Source organism: Psychrobacter pacificensis, from assembly GCF_900101915.1.
In the GTDB taxonomy this organism is placed as follows: domain Bacteria; phylum Pseudomonadota; class Gammaproteobacteria; order Pseudomonadales; family Moraxellaceae; genus Psychrobacter; species Psychrobacter pacificensis.
The window spans coordinates 14,901-31,150 of the sequence record NZ_FNAL01000024.1 but is presented as its reverse complement, the minus strand read 5'-3'; the positions used below and the strand labels follow the sequence as shown (position 1 = coordinate 31,150).

General features: G+C 45.3%; 17 protein-coding genes. 10 read left to right on the top strand and 7 right to left on the bottom strand.

What is annotated here, in order from left to right; all coding sequences use genetic code 11:
- From BLR43_RS11625 to BLR43_RS11590, 8 genes are all read left to right on the top strand, one after another.
- A partial coding sequence (locus tag BLR43_RS11625) for an IS30 family transposase (RefSeq protein ID WP_143007434.1) occupies positions 1 to 283 on the top strand: 283 nt, incomplete at its 5' end.
- Positions 284 to 339: 56 nt separating this feature from the next.
- Complete coding sequence (gene ffh, locus BLR43_RS11620) at positions 340 to 1,878, top strand: signal recognition particle protein (protein WP_071003088.1); 1,539 nt, start codon at positions 340 to 342, stop codon at positions 1,876 to 1,878.
- A 268-nt stretch (positions 1,879 to 2,146) separates the two neighbouring features.
- Positions 2,147 to 2,848: a tRNA (adenosine(37)-N6)-threonylcarbamoyltransferase complex dimerization subunit type 1 TsaB gene (gene tsaB, locus BLR43_RS11615; RefSeq protein ID WP_071003090.1), complete on the top strand. Its 702-nt coding sequence runs from the start codon at positions 2,147 to 2,149 to the stop codon at positions 2,846 to 2,848.
- An 85-nt stretch (positions 2,849 to 2,933) separates the two neighbouring features.
- On the top strand, positions 2,934 to 3,776 hold the full coding sequence (locus BLR43_RS11610; protein WP_071003092.1) for an undecaprenyl-diphosphate phosphatase: 843 nt from the start codon (positions 2,934 to 2,936) through the stop codon (positions 3,774 to 3,776).
- A gap of 67 nt (positions 3,777 to 3,843) precedes the next feature.
- Positions 3,844 to 4,743, top strand: a complete 900-nt coding sequence (locus tag BLR43_RS11605; protein ID WP_071003095.1) for a class I SAM-dependent methyltransferase — start codon at positions 3,844 to 3,846, stop codon at positions 4,741 to 4,743.
- A gap of 117 nt (positions 4,744 to 4,860) precedes the next feature.
- Positions 4,861 to 5,016: a hypothetical protein gene (locus BLR43_RS13880; RefSeq protein ID WP_227517146.1), complete on the top strand. Its 156-nt coding sequence runs from the start codon at positions 4,861 to 4,863 to the stop codon at positions 5,014 to 5,016.
- 194 nt (positions 5,017 to 5,210) lie between these two features.
- On the top strand, positions 5,211 to 6,128 hold the full coding sequence (ubiA, locus tag BLR43_RS11595; protein WP_071003097.1) for a 4-hydroxybenzoate octaprenyltransferase: 918 nt from the start codon (positions 5,211 to 5,213) through the stop codon (positions 6,126 to 6,128).
- Complete coding sequence (locus BLR43_RS11590; RefSeq protein ID WP_071003099.1) at positions 6,121 to 6,795, top strand: DUF4112 domain-containing protein; 675 nt, start codon at positions 6,121 to 6,123, stop codon at positions 6,793 to 6,795. Before ubiA ends, BLR43_RS11590 begins: the two co-directional genes overlap by 8 nt.
- Before the next feature lie 140 nt (positions 6,796 to 6,935).
- Here the strand turns inward: BLR43_RS11590 and BLR43_RS11585 are convergent, their stop codons facing one another.
- The 6 genes from BLR43_RS11585 to ispZ form a co-directional block, all read right to left on the bottom strand.
- On the bottom strand, positions 6,936 to 7,505 hold the full coding sequence (locus BLR43_RS11585) for a hypothetical protein (protein ID WP_197496675.1): 570 nt from the start codon (positions 7,503 to 7,505) through the stop codon (positions 6,936 to 6,938).
- Positions 7,506 to 7,638: 133 nt separating this feature from the next.
- Positions 7,639 to 8,073 carry a secondary thiamine-phosphate synthase enzyme YjbQ gene (locus BLR43_RS11580; protein ID WP_071003102.1) on the bottom strand — a complete coding sequence of 145 codons (435 nt, stop codon included), beginning with the start codon at positions 8,071 to 8,073 and terminating at the stop codon, positions 7,639 to 7,641.
- Positions 8,074 to 8,179: 106 nt separating this feature from the next.
- Positions 8,180 to 10,252, bottom strand: a complete 2,073-nt coding sequence (gene mnmC1 / locus BLR43_RS11575) for an FAD-dependent 5-carboxymethylaminomethyl-2-thiouridine(34) oxidoreductase MnmC1 (RefSeq protein ID WP_093071222.1) — start codon at positions 10,250 to 10,252, stop codon at positions 8,180 to 8,182.
- A gap of 129 nt (positions 10,253 to 10,381) precedes the next feature.
- Entirely contained in the window at positions 10,382 to 10,813 is a 432-nt protein-coding gene (locus BLR43_RS11570) for an SH3 domain-containing protein (protein WP_071003106.1), read from the bottom strand.
- Positions 10,810 to 11,127 carry a YciI family protein gene (locus BLR43_RS11565; RefSeq protein WP_071003108.1) on the bottom strand — a complete coding sequence of 106 codons (318 nt, stop codon included), beginning with the start codon at positions 11,125 to 11,127 and terminating at the stop codon, positions 10,810 to 10,812. The genes BLR43_RS11570 and BLR43_RS11565 overlap by 4 nt, the downstream gene beginning before the upstream one ends.
- 134 nt (positions 11,128 to 11,261) lie before the next feature.
- Entirely contained in the window at positions 11,262 to 11,813 is a 552-nt protein-coding gene (gene ispZ, locus BLR43_RS11560; RefSeq protein ID WP_071003109.1) for a septation protein IspZ, read from the bottom strand.
- 305 nt (positions 11,814 to 12,118) lie between these two features.
- Here ispZ and BLR43_RS11555 point away from each other — a divergent pair, with 305 nt between their 5' ends.
- Together BLR43_RS11555 and BLR43_RS11550 are read left to right on the top strand one after the other, a co-directional pair.
- A complete protein-coding gene (locus tag BLR43_RS11555; RefSeq protein WP_093071221.1) occupies positions 12,119 to 13,000 on the top strand; it encodes a PHP domain-containing protein in 882 nt (293 codons plus the stop codon).
- 292 nt (positions 13,001 to 13,292) lie between these two features.
- Positions 13,293 to 14,753: a GGDEF domain-containing protein gene (locus BLR43_RS11550; RefSeq protein WP_093071220.1), complete on the top strand. Its 1,461-nt coding sequence runs from the start codon at positions 13,293 to 13,295 to the stop codon at positions 14,751 to 14,753.
- Between the two features lie 28 nt (positions 14,754 to 14,781).
- Here the strand turns inward: BLR43_RS11550 and truD are convergent, their stop codons facing one another.
- Positions 14,782 to 16,065, bottom strand: a complete 1,284-nt coding sequence (gene truD / locus BLR43_RS11545) for a tRNA pseudouridine(13) synthase TruD (protein ID WP_093071219.1) — start codon at positions 16,063 to 16,065, stop codon at positions 14,782 to 14,784.
- Between the last annotated feature and the right edge of the window lie 185 nt (positions 16,066 to 16,250).

Genomic DNA, 16,250 nt, shown 5'->3' with positions numbered 1-16,250 from the left:
GGTTAAGACCATTACCTCTGACAATGGTAAAGAGTTTGCTCAGCATAAGAAGGTGAAACAAAAGCTCTTTAGCCCTTTCTTCTTTGCCGATGCTTATGCGTCATGGCAGCGAGGAACCAACGAGAATACCAATGGCCTTATCAGAGAGTACTTGCCTAAGGGTTGTGACTTTAGACAAGTCTCTGATAATGAAATACAGGACATTGAGAACAAACTAAACAACAGACCAAGAAAACGATTAGGGTTTAAAACGCCTATGCAGGCGTTCTATAATATTAATTAGCGTTGCACTTGGTGTGTTAATCTAAGATTGAAAACCATTTTAATTGAGAGTTATTTATGTTTGATACCTTAACAGAACGCTTATCGTCCAGCCTACGTAATATCGTAGGATCTGGACAACTGACTGAAGACAATATCAAAGACACCCTGCGTGAAGTACGTATGGCATTGTTAGAAGCTGACGTGGCGCTACCTGTCACTCGTGATTTCGTCAAACGCGTCAAAGAGCAAGCGCTTGGTGCTGAAGTGCTAAAAGAGCTAGCGCCAGGTCAAGCCTTTGTCAAAATCGTACACGACGAGCTGACCGAAATGATGGGCAGTGCCAATCAGCAGTTAGAGATGACAGGCAAACCGCCTGTGGTCTATTTGCTAGCAGGTTTGCAAGGTGCGGGTAAAACGACCACAGCTGGTAAATTGGCCAAATATCTACAAGAGCGTCAAAAGAAAAAAGTCATGCTGGTATCGGCCGACGTCTACCGTCCAGCGGCGATCAAACAGCTTGAGCAAGTTGCCGGTCAGGTCAATGCTAAGTTTGTGAACTCAAGCACGGATGAAAATCCAATCGATATCGCAAAGCGTGCGATTGAAGAGGCCAAAATCCAATATCAAGATATCCTTATCATTGATACGGCAGGTCGTCTACATATCGACGATACCATGATGGATGAGATTAAGGCGCTAACGGCGGCGGTTAACCCATCTGAGACACTATTCGTCGTCGATGCAATGACGGGTCAAGATGCCGCCAATACCGCAAAAGCTTTTAATGATGCGTTGCCATTGACGGGTGTTATCTTAACTAAGACTGACGGCGATGCACGAGGCGGTGCAGCGCTGTCTGTACGTGCTATCACCGGCAAGCCAATTAAGTTCTTGGGTCGCGGTGAGAAACTAGGCGAGTTAGAGCTATTCCACCCTGAGCGTATTGCCCAGCGTATCCTTGGTATGGGCGACGTACTGAGTTTGGTCGAAGAGGTTGAGCAAAAAATCGACCGTGATAAAGCCGAAAAAATGGCGAAAAAGATGCAAAAAGGCGGTGATTTCGACCTTGAGGATCTATTGACCCAGTTCCAGCAGATGAAGAGCATGGGCGGTATGGCAGGTTTCTTAGATAAGATGCCAGGTATGAGCGGCTCAGACATGCAAAAAGCCGTCGAAGATGCCAAGCCAGAAGAAAAAGTACGTGAGATGGAGGCGTTGATTAATTCAATGACGCCGTTTGAGCGCAAAAACCCTGATAAGATTAATCCAAGTCGTAAGCGCCGTATCGCTGCAGGCTCAGGCCGTGAGATTCAAGATGTTAACCGTTTGCTCAAGCAGCACAAGCAAATGGCAAAAATGATGAAAATGATCTCAAAGCCTGAAGGCATCAGTAAAATGATGAAGTCTATGCAAGGCCTCATGGGTGGTGGCAGCGCAGGCGGTGGTGGCCCATTGTTTGGCGGCGGTCAATCAGGCACTAAAAACGTGAATCCAGAACAAATGGCCAAGCAAATGGGACTGGATCCGAACAATATGCCAAGCACCGAAGAGATACAAAAGCAAATGCAAGAAATGCAAAACCAAGCGCCCAAGAAGTTTAAAACACGTTTCTAAGCCATCGTGATGCATACTGAAAGTATTTTATATATGCCCTAAAGCTACCTAAGCTTTAGGGTTTTTTATGGTTAGCTATGAATAAGTATAGATGAATAAAGTGTGGAAAAGCGTAGAAATTGATAAAATTCATTTAGCCTAAATGCTATGATAGGCGCTGTTTCATTCTGTCTAAATTTTGATAGTACATAAATGATGAATAGCTATTAAAAATTATTAAAATCTGACAAACCCATTTAGAACGCCAAAAGTAAAAGCCGAGGTTGTGATGTTTTTAGCAATGGATACCGTGTTCGATCAGTGTTCGATCGCGATTTTAGATGCCAGTGGACAGGTATTGTCCGCTCATACAGAGAGCGGCAAACGTCAGCAAACCCAGCAAATCTTACCGATGATTGATGCTGCACTATCTGAGGCGCAGTTACGTCTTGCTGATATACAGGCTTTAATATTTAATCGCGGGCCGGGTGCGTTTAGCGGTATTCGTATCAACACGGCAGTGGTGCAAGCGTTGTCTGTCGCGCATGACTTGCCTTGTGTTGGTGTTTCTAGCCTACAAGCGATTGCACAATCTGCGTATCAGCAGTACGGCCTGACACACCTATACAGCGCCCTTGATGCTCGTATGCAGCAAGTTTATTTTGGACAGTACGAGCTAATATCAGACAATCAGGCAGGACGCCATATCATGCAGCCAGTATGGGCTTATGGCAGTGATAGTACTGAGCAGCTATTAGATTATGATAGCCAAACAGCACTGAATCTCCCTATCGCGGGGAATGGATCAGTACTACTAGCATTGCATGATCAGCAAGTGTGCCATGAAGACGTCTGGCCAGACGCTGTTATCATCGGGCAGCTTGGTGTTGCTCAGTTTGCAAACGATGGTGGTACGGAGGCAGCGCAAGCACTACCAAAATATCTACGTAACCAAGCTTGGAAAACACTTAAAGAGCAAGGCAAAGCGTAGCTTTTGAGTATTTTTTAAGCATTAATCAATATAAAACCAACGTCAACATAGGACAGCCAATCGGCCTGTTTTTAGGAAAGTCATTGTGGATATACTGTTATTCGTTCAAGCTGTCATCATGGGTATCGTGGAAGGTATCACAGAGTTTTTGCCCATCTCCAGCACGGGGTATTTGATTTTATCAGCCGATGTGATGGGATTTTGGACCAAAGAAAAAGTTGATTTGTTTGTGGTCGTGGTACAGCTTGGTGCTATCTTGGCAGTGATATATGACTATTGGGGCAGACTGTGGCAAGCATTGATGGGTCTCATAACAGGTAAAGCAGAAGGCATGACCAATCCTAGGCAACTGGGACTCAGTCTCATTGTCGCGACCATTCCTGTGATGATTGTTGGCTTTACCTTTGCTGATGAAATCAAAGCTTATTTGTTTAATCCTATTGTCGTTGCCATTATGCTCATCATCGGTGGTCTGCTCATATTCTATGTGGAAAAGCGCCCTAAAACCATCATTGCAAAAGAGGCAGAAGATGTCAGTATAAAAACGGCGCTGATGATTGGCCTATTTCAGTGTCTGGCTCTGATACCAGGCACGTCACGCTCAGGATCGACGATCATTGGGTCGCTATGGCTTGGAGTCTCGCGTAAAGCCTCCGCTGAGTTTTCTTTCTTTTTGGGTATTCCTGTCATTGTAGGCGCGGCATTATTAGATCTGCTCAAACACGGCGATGTACTGAGCAATCGTGAAGACTGGTTGGTATTAGGTGTTGGAACCATCGTGTCGTTTGTCGTGGCGCTACTCTGTATTCGCTTGCTTGTAGCATGGGTGAGTCGCCGTGACTTTACTATTTTTGCTTGGTTACGCATTATCACGGGTGTTATCGTGTTGGTTGCGGCTTGGGGCTTTGGTTACCAAATGGCGGGCTAGATTTGTACGATGGCTTGTAATGCTATGGGTAAAAAGTAAGCAGTTATAAGTAAAAAGGATGATGGTTATGACAGCGCTGCATCACACAGATAATAAGTCAGGTGACCTTGTACAGTGCCAATTGTTCTATGTGAATGACAGTCAACAAGCACAGATTGAGCGCTTACAGGCATTGATAGCTGAGCACAAATTACCAATCGTCCTAAAGACTAAGCTCTCCACGGAGAAATTAACACAAAAACGTCGCCAGCAACTGAGCCAAACATCCTCTCAACTTATTTTGCTGCTTGATGAAAAAGATAAGCTATCGTGGCTTAGTGATGGACTGAGCGTGTCACCAGAGTGGGATAAATTGCAACGCCGCGTGGTGAGTGCTGGTCGTAAGTCGGAGCTATTACTGCAAGCAGCAAAGATTACCGCAGATAGCCATGTTATCGATGCCACGGCCGGCTTTGGCCATGATAGTTTGATATTGGCCAGTACTGGCGCACACGTCATTATGCTTGAGCAGCAGCCGCTAATGGCGTTGCTGTTACTTGTAGAACAAGAGCGTATGAGCGCGCAGCCTAATTGGCAAAAGCTCATGAGCCGTCTACATATTATCAATACTGATGCACTGAGTTATTTTGCGAGCCTAAAAGCTGACGATATATCGAATGACGGCAATGCAGTCGATGTGGTGTATTTAGATCCCATGTTTCCAGAGGATAGCTACCAAGACAGTAAGACAGGTAAAGGTGCCAAAGTCGGCAAGCACATGCAAGCGCTGCATCAATTGGCGCGTCCACCAACGCTAGAGGAAGAGCGCCAACTGCTAAATAGTGCTAAGGCAATTGTGAGTCGAAGCGCGCAAGGACAAGGTCGCGTGATCGTCAAGCGGCCACAATTTGCGCCATTATTTGCCGATGAGCCGGTTAGTGAAAGCTGGCATAATGAAGCCGTGCGCTTTGATGGGTATTTTGCCTGACATCGGTTTTTCGAGGATTATTTCATAGCCACTGTTTGTGATAAATAAGTGTATCAGCATAAACATACGTCATTCATTAGCTTGAGTATTTAGAATACATGTATTCAGGAGCAGGAAATGTCAACGCTAATCATTTGGGTCATGGGTGCAGGCTTATTGTTATTGTTGGTCAATATCATGCTGCGCACTCAGATTCTTCGGCTTGAAGCACGTTTAAAGGAATTGAGCAGTCCACAAGAGCAATTGGCATTTTTGCGAACAAGCAGCACATAAAGATAAAATCCCTGCGATTAAAGCGTTACGTAAACAGTATCCTGAATTTTCTCTAATTGAGGCGAATAACTTATGGAAACAAATCTAACGATTAGGGCGTGTCCCTAATTCAAATGTTTATCACCATTTTTAAAATAGCGACACGCCCTAGCAAAAAAGCATATAACACTCTTTATTGACGATAATAAGAAGCCATGACATTCAAAGACAAACTACAAGCCTATATCCAGCTCACGCGTTTTGATAAACCAGTGGGTATTGAGCTGCTACTATGGCCGACATTATGGGGCGTACTGTTAGCTGCCATGGGCCAAGCCCAGCAGCAAGGAGTTACAGCAGGTCTGCCAACGCTCAAGATATTTGTAATATTTGCCCTCGGTGCGATATTTATGCGCGCCGCTGGTTGTGCGATTAATGATTTTGCGGATCGTAAAGTAGATGGTCATGTGACTCGCACCAAAGGTCGTCCATTAGCAGATGGACGTCTATCTGGCAAAGAAGCCATTGCTGCATTTTTGGTACTGGTATTACTCAGCGGCATTTTGCTGTTTTTCTTACCCGTTGCCGTTTTTTATTGGTCGCTGGGTGCTGTTGTATTGGCGTTTATTTACCCCTTTATGAAACGCTATACCCATCTGCCACAAGTATTTTTGGCGGCGGCGTTTGGCTGGGCCATACCGATGTCTTATGTGGCGGTGCAGGGCGCTCCCGATATTTGGTGCTGGCTATTATTCTTTGCTTATATGTGCTGGACGGTGGCCTATGACACGCAGTACGCAATGGCTGACCGCGAGGATGATCTCAAGATTGGGGTCAAATCAACGGCGATATTATTTGGCCGCTATGATGTGATTATTATCTCAATCCTGCAAATGCTATTTTTGCTGATGATGGGCGCGGCTATGTGGCATTACTTTGCCCCAACAACGCTAGGCGTGACACCCGTATTCGGATTAGCATTGGTGGCGATGATGTTTGCCAAACAAAACAGCGTTTGTGCCAGTCGCAATGCGCAGGCTTGCTTTCAGGCATTCTTAGCCAATATCTGGGTGGGACGCTATGTTTTTGCCCTCGTTGCAATTGCTTGTATATGGACGACTCTAAATGGATAAATTTAAGAAGTTGTCGAGATTTAAAGCAAAGAAATCCTCTAATACAAATGGCTCAGTCGTCGATTATCAGGCAAAACTTGCTGAGCAGGGACTGACACGCGAGCAAGTCATTGCCACCGAGCGTAAACTGGCAAAGTTTGCTAATACAATGGATTCTCTTGTCCGCGTGCCTTTTACCAAGCAAGGCATAGGTGCGGATGCGGCGCTCTCTACCATTCCTCTCGCAGGGGATGTCGCAGGACTGATACTGACCAGCTATGCTTTTATACTGGGTCGTCAGCTGGGTGTTCCTGCCGATAAAATGACACCTGCGGTCAGACTGGCGCTGATTGATATGGTGGTCGGTATTGTGCCCGGCATTGGGACATTGCTAGATATTTTTATTCGCCCTAGCCGCAAGACATTGGGTATCGTACACGAGCATTTACATCAGGAGTATGGCATCACTGAAACCATGCATATGGATCGGCCTTTTTTACATCAGTCATTAGAAGACAAGCAGCAAGGCCGCTTTGGTGCATTTTGGCGAAATCCAATAGTAGCTTGGCTATACTTGCATATCCCTGACATGTTGGGACTCATCGTGATTGTATTTGTTGGCTGGGGAATTTGGACGGCGATAAGCTGGTTGGTCGGACTTTTTGGGCAATCGACTGGGTTTGGATAAATAAAATCATCTACCAGAAAGTTAAGTAAATACGAGTGAGTAGAGACCAGTAAATAGAGATAAAAAAGCGGCAACGATAGTAACGTTTGCCGCTTTTTAATTATTTAAGATAAGACTTTCAAAAAGGATGCAATTAGCACTTATTCAGTGACGACTTCTGCTTCAGCACTGACTGCATCAAAGCTAGTGACGGTATTGTTTTGGATAAGATCAATGGTGCCGCCACCTGCATGACTCACCAGTTGGATGCTACCATCGACTGAGCGATAAGTGGGATTGTTACCTTGTCCTTCTGGCGCGCTGAGCGTCATTTTTGGCTGGTTGGGGCGAGTGACGATGGCATTGAGCAACCCTGAAGCTGACGTTTCAAAAACGACCGATAAGGTGTCGCCTGCTTCACTTTTGTAACGGACATCAGTGATTTGTGCGCCTTTAATGGCCTGTTCTGGATTGGGCGATGTAGCAGTATTACTTGGTGCAGCGACAGTGCCTCCAAGGTCTTGCTCTAACTCAGTCAAGCTCACATCGCGCTCTGAATTAGCTTCAGTCTGTGATGGGTTCTGAGCATTCTCTATACTGTCATCCGCCGCTTCATTGACATTGATATTTGTGGTGACAGGCGTTGTCTGCGTTGACGTTTCAGATGGTGTTTCGGTAGGTGCTTCAGGTTCTGGCGTTTCTTGACAGGCAGTCAGCAGAAATAAACTCAAAAAAAGAGCAGAAGCTTTGAGACAGTGAACCTTAGCGTTTGTTGAGCTTAGTAATTTTAAGACAAAAGTGGTCATAATCAGGTTTATCCGTTAATAGCGCGCTATATCAATGTGGCAGGTTGAATCTATATTATTACGTATTGACCGTAATAACCAGCTTGCGCTGTCCGCTATATCCAGTCACGTCTCTATGCTCACATAAGTAAACCCCTTGCCACATACCTAGACCCAAGACACCATCTATCAGAGGAATGGTCAAACTTACCCCAAGCATCATGCTTTTAAGATGCGCTGGTAGATCATCGGATCCTTCTAAGGTATGGCGGTACTCTGGCTGATCGGCTGGGGCGATTTTATTGAGCCAATCCTCTGTGTCCAATCTTACGTCTGGGTCAGCATTTTCATTAATGGCGAGACTGGCTGACGTGTGTTGCAAAAACAAATGAACCAGCCCTGCTTTGGCGCTGGACGGTATGAGCTGAGCAATGGCTTCCTCGATGATAGGCGTGATGACATGGATGCCACGCGCGTAGGCAGGTAGAGTAATGGTGGTTTGGTGATAGCTCATGATGCTTATCTCATTGTCGGAATGAACATTAAATAAAGATATCACAAGATAATATGAATCGTCGAAAGCGTTGTTTTGATGTACATGAATATCATCCTAAATGATATTAAGTGAGCGGTGTTTGCAAACGGGTACGATTGGGCGATAGACGTGCGAGCATTGCATTAGATAGTGGCGCAAATGACCCTAGCAGCATACCCGCTAACGCTTCAGCGCAGATGGGTGCCAACGCATAACCTTTTGCACCCATTGCACTCATCGTCCAAATTCGCTGACTGTTGGTTAGTTGCCCAACGATTGGATGATAATCAGGTGTCTGAGTGCGAATGCCAGCGCGCCCTTGCCACAGGCTAGTATCGGCTGGCATGATAGATTCCATCTCAGGAATGGCAGCAACGAGCTTGTCCCGGCTAATCTGATGTTCTTCATCTCGAATGTCAGTACCTATATCATTGCGGATAAAACTTGCCCCTAGTAATAGATATGGCTTGCCAGCGGTGACAGTGTTTAGGTTATCATCGCCAGTCTGTGCATTGAACAGCGCACAGTAACCACTATATTTAAGCGGGATTTTTGGCAAATTTATCAGTTGCTCTAGGCTAGGATGAAACCAAGACAGCTGACCACGAATTTTACGGCAATCAAAAATACGCTTATCTAATTGATGACTCTCAAAGGCGGCGCAAATAACGACATGATCAGCAAGAATAGAGACAGTCTCCTGATTTTGATCACTGCCTTCAATACACACTTGCTGTTCAGTTTCGTTAATCTCACTCACTTCTAATTGCTGAAAGCGAATGAGCGGATGTGTCAATATAATAGTTTTCAATGCTTGCGGATTGACCAAACCAGACTGTGGTAAGTATAAGTTCTCTGATAAGTCTTGCTCTTTTATTCCACTAATATTCTGTGCTTGCTCATGGGGTAGGGTGGTTGCCATCTCATCAGGATAATCTGCGATTTGCTCGGTGCCAATATTGGCTTTCACCAGTAAATCAAGCGCTCCAGTCGGCTCCAGTACTGGCGCTGTATTGAGCTGTGTGGCTTTCTGATTAAGGTCTCGATATAGCCTGCTGCTATAAAGATAACCGATGGTATGCAAATGTTCATCAACGTGGTGAATTGGCGTCATTTTTGGGGCAAGCAATGCTCGAGGGTTGCCTGAAGCGCCAGCCAGAGGCGCCGTTTTGTCTAATAAAGTGACCGCAATGCCGCGATTGGCAAGCGACCAAGCCGTTAGCAACCCTGAAACGCCTGCACCAATGATGGCAGTGTGATTAAAGGTGCTATCTGTTGTTATCTGCTCCGCATCGTGGCTTTCGTTATCACAACTTTTATTATCACTAGTAACGTCAATATGGTTTGTATCGGTCATGATGGCGGTGAGCATTTCTCGCTTTCGACCAAAACCTTTTACCTTTTTGATGGCAAAGCCATGTTCCTTGAGCCCGCGCTTTACGATGCCTGCGCAGCTATAAGTAGCGGCGGTGGTATGCGGACGCGATAGGCGCTGCATCTGTGTAAAGATACTGTCAGCCCACAAGGTACTGTTGCAAGAAGGCGCAAAGCCATCCAAAAACCACGCATCGATATGAGGCTGAGGCGCAGACTGCTGAGAGCGCTCTATTGCCAGTTTGCTAAGGCTCTGGGCTGCATCCCCAAGCCATATATCGACCGTCAGATTATCATAAGAAAAGTCCAAACGGTGACAGCCTGCGATAAGAGGCGGATACGCAGCCAAAAGTGGCTCAATCAATGGACCAAGCTCGGGTGCACGCTCACCCCATAGGGCAAGTATGTGCGTCAGATCTGCAAGCGGTATCGGGAATTTTTCAGTGGTAATGAAATGTAGGCGGGCATCTGCCAGTTGTGGGTAGGTATCGCGCAGCTGTCGCCATAACTGCCAAGTCGCTAACAAGTTAAGCCCAGTACCAAAACCCAATTCGGCAATCGTAAAACATTGCTGTGGTACAAGGCCTGCCAAGCGATCAGGCAGCTGATTGTGCGCTAAAAATACATGACGTGTTTCTGCCAGACCATCCGCATGCGAAAAATACACATCGCCGAACTCACCAGATACTGGCACCATATTTCCAGTATCATCCATTTGCCACTCAACCTTGGCAGGTGTGATAGTGTTTAATGGTTCAGCGTTTGTGTGATGAGCGATAGACATGGAAACTTCTTAGTAGGATGATTTACTATAATAAAAATGTTGTTGATGACAGAATCAAGTTCATAAAAATACAATGAGACGTCGCAGAATAGAGCAGGTCAAAGGCTAAATCTATAAAGAGCGCATCGCTTACCAGCGATCACGGCGAACGAACACCAGCCACGAGATAAAAATACCCACCAATAAACTGATCAAAACGGTAAATGCACCATACAAAAACAGCTGACCTTTGCTCTCATAGACTAAGACGTTTGCTTGAGTCTGCAAGTCATTTACTTGGCGTTGCAATTGTGCATTACGGCTGAGTAGTTCTTGATTGGCCTCGGACAGTGCTTTAGTAGACGGTTGCAACTGTGCTGCCAGAGTATCATTGATATCTAGTGCTGAACTTGTTGCTGCATCGCCTACAGCAGGTTGATTTATAGAGGCTACTGTAGGATTCGCTGCCTCTGCGTTGGGTGCCGTTGGCGCGGCTTGCACTGATACTGCTGCCATCAGTAGCAGGCTAGCCAAGCTACTTTTATAGAATCGAGTATTCAAATAAAGGACTTTCTGACTCACGATGCAGCTACTTTATCAGTGGGCGCAGGCAATGCTTGGATAAATGGCTTGATATCCACGTGGCTATAAACGCCATCACGTAAATAAGGCTCATCGTTTGCCCACGCTTGTGCCGCCTCGATAGAGTCAAACTCAGCAATGATTAAGCTGCCTGACATATCGCTCTTGCCATGTTCGATCGGCGTTGGGCCTGCAATCACCAGACGATCTTCACGACTTAGCGCCTGTAATCGCTCAATATGTTCAGCGCGAGTAATCAGACGCTGTGCGCTGCTATTAGCCACATCATGACCAATAATGACAAATAAAGACATGGAACTTCCTTAGTTGATAATAAAACGTAATGATTGATTTGAAATACATCGTATAACGCTAACGGCTGATTACTTTGAGCTCTAAAAGCAGTTTTATCAATTATAAGACAGTAGCTGCAATCAGCGCATAACTGTTATTTAGTGGTTTTGTCCGTCAGCGCAGGGTTGAGATGCTTTTTGAGTACAGCAAACTGAGCCACGACGAATACCAGCATAATCGGAATCCAGCCATAAGTCTTGAAGTTAATCCACGCTTCATCTGACATGGTGAATGCTGTAATATAATGGAGTACAGCCATGAGGGCGAAGAAAAGTGCCCAAGCAACGGTCAGTTTTTTCCAACCACTAAGTGTTAAAGTAAATACTTCTTTCATTGCTAGCTGCATTAATGGCTTATTGATAGCGGCACTGACAAACAAGGTCAACGCAAAAATACCATTGATAATGGGCGATTTCCAGCGCAGATAGATATCATCACGCAGCAGCAATGTGCCACCGCAAAACAAAATGGTTAATAGTAAGACGACCCATTGTTGCTTATCAAACTTGCCTTTTTGGCGAATAAAGTGAATGGCATAAACAATGATAGTAGCGACGAGCAAAGCCCCTGCCGCTGCCAAAATACCGTTATAACGCGCCGCGATAAAAAAGGCAATCAAAGGGATAAAGTCTAATAATGCTTTCATAGCAAAGGTTGTGTCCAACAAAAACGTATGAGGTAGTTTACACGTCTACTGCCGCAAAAAAAAGCAATCAACACGATAATCCTGCGATATACGTCACCTACAGAGTAATACGGTCTTATTGCGAGCAATGACCATAGCGCTAACCAAATATAACCATCAAATACAGCAGCAATAGTCGCTAAATCCAGAGAGTTGGCTCAGACATTATCATTAATAATAGCAATCAATAGCAACCAATATGAATAGTGACTATCTACTACTAAATTGTTTATACGCTTATTTTTTAAAATATTAAGGTTTATCTTATGAAATATGACTTACATTGTCACAGTACCTGTTCGGATGGTACTTACGCACCAACTGAAGTAGTAAAGCGCGCGCACGCAGCGGGCATCAATGTACTGGCATTGACTGATCACGACACGCTAGCAGGCATTGATGAGGCAAGAGAAGCCGCTAATGCTTATGATATACAGCTGATCAATGGGGTGGAAATCAGCTGTGAGCATACGTTGAGCGGTGGCTATGGCAAAAACAAATCTACCAATAAGATCATTCATGTGCTGGGACTGGACTTTACTGATCGCGAAAAGATGCATGCTACTCTGCAGCAACTACAAGACAGTCGGGCCACACGTGGTCAGCGCATCACCAAAAAGCTCAGTGAGCTGCTGGATATAGATTTCGATGAGTTGTGGCAAGCCGTACTCGATAAGGCAGGTGGCAACCCACAAGCGGTTGGACGCGCACATATTGGGCAGGTATTATTTGAGCGGGGCGAGGTCAAAACCGTTCAAAAAGCCTTTGATAAATATTTGGCAGATAATAAGCCTGCTTACGTGGCGATCGAGGCGTTGACGATGCAGCATGGGATTGAGCTGATTCATGCTTGTGGTGGTCGAGCGGTGCTCGCGCATCCCACGCGTTATCAGCTATCGGCCACACGAGTGCGCAAGCTGATTGGGGAGTTTGCTCAGCTTGGCGGTGACGCTTGTGAGCTACCAGCCACAAGTGAACCAATCAGCACGCGCAGAATGGTTGATCGTAGTATTGCCGAGCACAATCTTGTCACCTCGATTGGCAGTGACTTTCATGGTAGCAATATGCCGTGGCGCTGCTTAGGGGATGTGCCTATCTTAAATGAAGATCAACGCGGTATTTGGGAGTTGTTTAACACGCCTGCTTAGTCTGATGGTTTTATCATGTTTTATGGACATTTTAGCGGTTAGTCACTTTTGTGTTTCGTCGCCAAGATGACTGAGTCTTTTATGTGAATATCATGACGCTCAAAACTGTATATTCAAAAACTGCTGATTGATAAATAAATGTACAAAACAGATTGATAATACAGACAGAACTTGTAACACTTAAAGGGATATCTAGAAAAGTTTATAAAAGGTATAACGCCCTTTAACTCGATTAACTCGATCACAATGCCTGTAAAGTCAGTGCATTTATATTTTCTGCGGTAGCCCATCTATGGCTGTGTCGGTCTCTCATCTTGGATACAAAAAGCTCTCTCAAATGATTTTTGAGTGGCAAGCGGCTGACAGAACGTCATTGATGGCGTTATTTATTGTCATGGAAGTATCCTTGCATTGGCTGTGGTGTCTGTTCGTTTGGTGGCGACAAGATGCGCTCCATGCCTATGTCAATATGCACTATCTGTACCCGCTATGGCTGGGAATCAGCGTAATGGGTTTATTTTTCTTATGTATGGTCAAATATTTGCCGCACTCTGGAAGTAGGCGGGATATTTTAGACAGATGGCAAATCGCACTAGTACTGACTTATACATTCTATATTGCTACCGTCATCGTGGTGATAGGTTATAGCAGCTTGTTTGCTGGAGTATCGCTAGTTGGCGGTGCGATGCTTGGCATGATGCTCATCAAACGCCGCTATGCTTGGCGCATGTTTTGGCTACAAATCATACTTATGTTATTGGCCATTACCTCGCCTTATTTTGGTATCACTTTACCCAATCTGCGTCAGTTGACCGTTATCCACCCGTTACTAGAAACTCATAATTATTTGACTTACAACGAGATTATGGCGGTTGAAAATGCCGTTGCTGCTTCAGCGTTTGAAAATAATGTATTAAGTTGGGATAGTATCACTGAGATACAGCGTTCATCAGCTTTTTTTTGGCGCTCAACCCACTTGTATTTAGCATTCCCGAAAGCGATTTTTATCGTTTATATATTTCGTGCTTTGCTATTGGTTTTAGATGATAGTAGGCAAGAAACCTTGCAGTATGCCAATCAAGATGAGCTCACGAAGCTAAAAAACCGTCGCTACGGCCTGAAGAAAATGAAGTATGCGTTGTCAACGGTACAAGACAATCAGGATTTGAGCGTGATGCTCTTTGATTTGGATTGGTTTAAACGCATCAACGATAACTATGGCCACGATGTGGGGGATCAAGTGTTGATCGAAATATCGCAGACGCTATTGCAGTCGTTATCAGATGAAACCATCATTAGCCGTTACGGTGGTGAGGAGTTTCTGGTTGTGCTACCAGATACGTCGCACGATAGTGCAATGGTGATTGCGGAGCAATTACGGCTTAGTATTGCTGAGCATATCATCAATGTCGGTGATGTGTTTGATTTTAGCGTGACAGCGAGTTTTGGGCTGTATACCTTGACCCATCAAGAAAGAGCTTGCATTGCCAAAAACTATAAATCTATTTTAGCAAAAAAAGCCCAGTCTCAATCAAATGCATCACCTCTTATCAAGCCGATTGCCACTCAGCGCGCTGAGAGCCAAATGGCATTCATGCAAAAACTGCCTAGCGACATCTGCCAACGTTTGATTAGCGCAGCAGATAAGGCTCTTTATGAAGCCAAGCACCGTGGACGCAATCAAGTCGTCAGTGCCAACCATATGTTTGCTGAAAAAAATGGTAGTATCCATTCACTCTACAAAAACCGTTAGCTGCCCCTCTGCACTATCAATAACTCAATCATGAATCCATCTGCTGAACCAAACTTGCTAGCACGCTAGTGGCAAAGCTACCAGTGGTCAACGTAAAGCTCAATACCAATATCTGCTCATCCCGCCACTCCCAGCTTAATTGCTCAATAGGCAGTCTTAACGGGCGTCTTTGTGCTTTGATATCACGCTGCTCCAATCCCGTTGCTAGCTGCATGAGTAATGGGCTGTGTTGTACAACTTCGTTTTCTAACGCGGCTGCACTGCCACTGACTTTATCGTTACCTGTACCCCACAATACGGCAGTTGGATGAATATCGCCGCTACTCATACGAGCGCGTAACGTATCGTCTATCTCCTCACTGGTAAATATCGACCCCGAACCATCCAGATTAAATACTTCCCCTGCTAGGCCAGCGTCCCAGCTGCCATTACGAACTCGCGCTGCCAATATCTCATTGAATATCAAGCTACGGGCTGCCGACAGCTCCATCGTATTTTGCTCGCGCGGCGCACGTTTGCGTTTGCTCTTTTTGGGTTGCGGCTTTGGCTCGCGCGCTGGACGGGCAAATAGCGCCAACGCTTCTCTGACATTATTACCCTGACGACCAAAACGCTGTGGGCCAAAGTAGTTAGGCACACCTGTTTCATCGATGCGTGCTAAATGCTCCTCGACGCGTTGCTTAGCGGTCTGCTGAGTGGATAACGATTGCTCAGTTGATTCAGTGTTTTCATCATCATTCGTAAACTCAATATCACGCAAGGTAATGATAAATTGATTGGCACGGTGGGTACCGCGATTGAGCTTTTTATTATGCCAGTGCTGCGCCAGAATAACGACAGATTCATGCTCGCCAATATCTATCGGCGCAAACTCCGTAGGCGGCAACTGCTTTTTGGGTATACGCAGGCTAAACCACTGGGTCGTCACCGCATGACGATCCTTCAGTCCTGAGTAACCGACATCACGTAGCGGTATGTCTGCCCACTCTGACAACAGTTTTGCCAGATACGCGGTGTTCATGCCTAGTTTTTTAATATGCAGCCATAGATGCTCACCATCACCTGTCAACTCCAGCGGGAGTATTTCGTTGACCACAAAGTCGGTAGCATCTGCTTTATAAGTAGCTCGCTGTATCGGTTGAGGCTTTGGCTGCGGTAAGTTTGCGGTGTCAGTGACAGCGGCAATATCAATATCACTGAGATCAAAACTGTCGGCAGCCTGATTATTTGTATCGCTATCTGAGTCGCTATCTAAGACGGACTGAGGAGCGGAGTTGTTTTCAATATCGTTAGAGGTGTCTTGAGGAGTCATAAAATAGTCTTTTATTGTGTTTATTTATAATAAATGGAGATAGCAAAGACGCTGATAAAAACGGCGCAATTACGTTTTGCAACGCAGCACGCATACAAAAAAACATCGTGTGTCAAATGGTCTTGCTACTATCAATCTATAGAACGCTAAAAATAATAAGGTAGGTTGAATCGCTCTGAATGGTT

Bases quoted from the DNA above. Each gene is read 5' to 3' on its own strand.
- ffh (WP_071003088.1), top strand. From the start codon at position 340: ATGTTTGATACCTTAACAGAACGCTTATCGTCCAGCCTACGTAATATC.
- tsaB (WP_071003090.1), top strand. From the start codon at position 2,147: ATGTTTTTAGCAATGGATACCGTGTTCGATCAGTGTTCGATCGCGATT.
- BLR43_RS11605 (WP_071003095.1), top strand. From the start codon at position 3,844: ATGACAGCGCTGCATCACACAGATAATAAGTCAGGTGACCTTGTACAG.
- BLR43_RS13880 (WP_227517146.1), top strand. From the start codon at position 4,861: ATGTCAACGCTAATCATTTGGGTCATGGGTGCAGGCTTATTGTTATTG.
- ubiA (WP_071003097.1), top strand. From the start codon at position 5,211: ATGACATTCAAAGACAAACTACAAGCCTATATCCAGCTCACGCGTTTT.
- BLR43_RS11590 (WP_071003099.1), top strand. From the start codon at position 6,121: ATGGATAAATTTAAGAAGTTGTCGAGATTTAAAGCAAAGAAATCCTCT.
- BLR43_RS11580 (WP_071003102.1), bottom strand. From the start codon at position 8,073: ATGAGCTATCACCAAACCACCATTACTCTACCTGCCTACGCGCGTGGC.
- mnmC1 (WP_093071222.1), bottom strand. From the start codon at position 10,252: ATGTCTATCGCTCATCACACAAACGCTGAACCATTAAACACTATCACA.
- BLR43_RS11565 (WP_071003108.1), bottom strand. From the start codon at position 11,127: ATGTCTTTATTTGTCATTATTGGTCATGATGTGGCTAATAGCAGCGCA.
- ispZ (WP_071003109.1), bottom strand. From the start codon at position 11,813: ATGAAAGCATTATTAGACTTTATCCCTTTGATTGCCTTTTTTATCGCG.
- BLR43_RS11555 (WP_093071221.1), top strand. From the start codon at position 12,119: ATGAAATATGACTTACATTGTCACAGTACCTGTTCGGATGGTACTTAC.
- BLR43_RS11550 (WP_093071220.1), top strand. From the start codon at position 13,293: ATGGCTGTGTCGGTCTCTCATCTTGGATACAAAAAGCTCTCTCAAATG.
- truD (WP_093071219.1), bottom strand. From the start codon at position 16,065: ATGACTCCTCAAGACACCTCTAACGATATTGAAAACAACTCCGCTCCT.